This window comes from Mesorhizobium sp. WSM4807 (assembly GCF_055811615.1).
Map to the genome: position 1 here is coordinate 1 of NZ_JBVVQY010000089.1, position 2,314 is coordinate 2,314.

1 protein-coding gene is annotated in these 2,314 nt (G+C 62.7%); it reads right to left on the minus strand.

Translation table 11 applies throughout. The features are described 5' to 3' along the window. Positions 1-339: 339 nt before the first annotated feature. Entirely contained in the window at positions 340-2,097 is a 1,758-nt protein-coding gene (locus AC0L3N_RS33780) for an adenylate/guanylate cyclase domain-containing protein (protein WP_473552007.1), read from the minus strand. Between the last annotated feature and the right edge of the window lie 217 nt (positions 2,098-2,314).

Below are 2,314 nucleotides of genomic sequence, written 5' to 3' on the forward strand. Positions count from 1 at the left end.
GCCATGAACGGACGTTCTTGGTTCACAGGTTCATTTCGCGGATGCCACAATGAAACGTGCCGCTCCGTGTGACTAGATCGCCGCTGCATCGGTCCGGCATTCGGTAGCAAACGCCACCAGACTTGAGCCACGCCTTCCAGCGTCTGGACGCCCTTACTCGCGATGAGCCAATCACGGGGAGCGTTTCGGCGATAGCTGGAGCGACCTTCGTGTTGGCAGCTTTGTTGCGGCGGCCGCGAGATGGGCTTCCACGCAGCACAATTCCGAAAGTCGTCGCGACATGCTGCCAAGAACGCTCCTCACCGGTAGGCGATCGGTTCTCGAGGTCAATCCAACCCGTCAATTCAGGCCGGCACGGGCAAGTCCCTCGATCAGGCGCGCCCGATCCTCGGCGCGGACGAAAGAAGATGTTGCTCCGACCGCTTCCCGTGAGATGTCAGGGACTAGCGACTTGAGCCGTCCGAGCAAGTCCGTGGCAGCCTCCTGGTTGTCCAGAAGTCCGGCACAGGCCGTGCCGATGACCAGCGGAACCGCGTGGCCGGACCGCAAGCGATGCGCCTCCCGTGCATAACTCAATCCAAGCTCGTAATTCGCGCCCTGGAAGTAAGCCATGGCGTAATAGAACTGAAAGTCGCCGAGAAAAGCCTCGCGCGGGCTCAGTCTGAGGGCGTAGTCGATGCAAGGAATGGCGTCCGCCGCGCGGCCCCCGTTGGCATGCGCAAGTCCCAACTGGCCGTGTGCAAACGCGGAGTTGGGGTTGATCGCGACAGCCTGGCTGATCGCTGCCATCGCCAGGACATTGTCACGCGTCGCAAAGGCTATCATCGCCTGCGCAAGGTAAGCCCACGGTTCCTTATCGTCCGCGGCAATGGCTTGTTGGACGATATCCCTGGCAAGGGCCAGGGCGTATCCCATGTCCTCCCACCCCTGGAACGCGCGCCACATCGTAATCCAACCTTTCATGGCGAGCGCCTGGGCATAATCGGGAGCCAGTCCGATTGCCCGATCGAGCAGGGGGAGCATCTTCCGGCTGCTCTCCTCAGACAACTGGGAACACAGGAACACCGCCCGCACGACACATTCCCAGGCATCAAGGCCATGATGCGGCTTGGGGCTTTCGCGGGCATGCTCTGCCGCCAGGAGTTCCGGCCCGATGCGGCCGACGACGCTTGCAGTGATTTCGTCCTGAATGACGAAGATGTCGCCGAGGTCGCCGTCGTACCTCTCGGCCCAGAGATGGGCTTCGGAGGCCGCATCGATGAGCTGCGCGGTCACCCTCACGCGGTTGCCGGACTTGCGGACACTCCCCTCGAGAACATAGCGGATCCCGAGTTCGCGCCCGATGGCGCGCACATCCACGGGCTTTCCCTTGTAGGTGAACATCGTGTTGCGGGCGATCACGAAGAAGCCCTTGAGCTTGGATAGCGCGGAGGTGATGTCCTCGGTGGGCCCATCGCTGAAGAAGTCCTGCTCCGGGTCGGCGCTCATGGCGTTGAACGGCAGCACCGCAATGGATGGTCGGTCCGGAAGTGCGGGCCTGGGCGATGCCGTTCGTGCGGTCGTCCCTTCCAGAAGGGGGCGGTACAGTCGCACCGGCCGCTCCATGTTCTTGAGCGCGCGTTCGCCGAGGTACTCGTAGTCGCAGTCAAGCTTGCCCTGGAGGTGATCGTACGCCGTGCCGGAAATGCAAATGCCGCCTGGATCCGCCAAGGTCTGGAGGCGGGCCGCGATGTTGACGCCATCGCCGTAGAGATCCCCATCAACCTCGTGGATCACATCACCGAGATTGACGCCGATCCGGAAGATGATGCGTCGCTCCGTTGGGATATCGGCCTGGTTCTCGGCAACGCCCTTCTGGATGGCGACCGCGCACGCGACGGCATCGACGACCGAGCCGAACTCCACGAGCGCACCGTCGCCCATCAGCTTGACAATACGGCCCTGATGCTCGGCCAGCAGCGGATCGATCACCTCCCGGCGCAGAACCTTCAGGGCCGACAACGTCCCAGCCTCGTCATGTTCGACGAGGTGGGAATAGCCGACGACGTCAGCGGCCAGGATCGCGGCCAGCCGCCGCTCCGCTCTTGCAGTTGCCATGGCTGTCTCTCCCTCAGGAGATCCGCCGGATGAAGCCCAGGCGATTGACGCGACATGCACCATCCGGCTGCCCGACACCGCGACCGTGCTGGTTCATGATACCACTGATACGGTCATGTGGCGACGCTTCACGAGAGTGCCGCCTTCAACAGGAACAGGATCCGCGAAGCGGTCACTGCAAAGGTCTGTTGCGGTCCAATGGAAGGACGGCGTCATT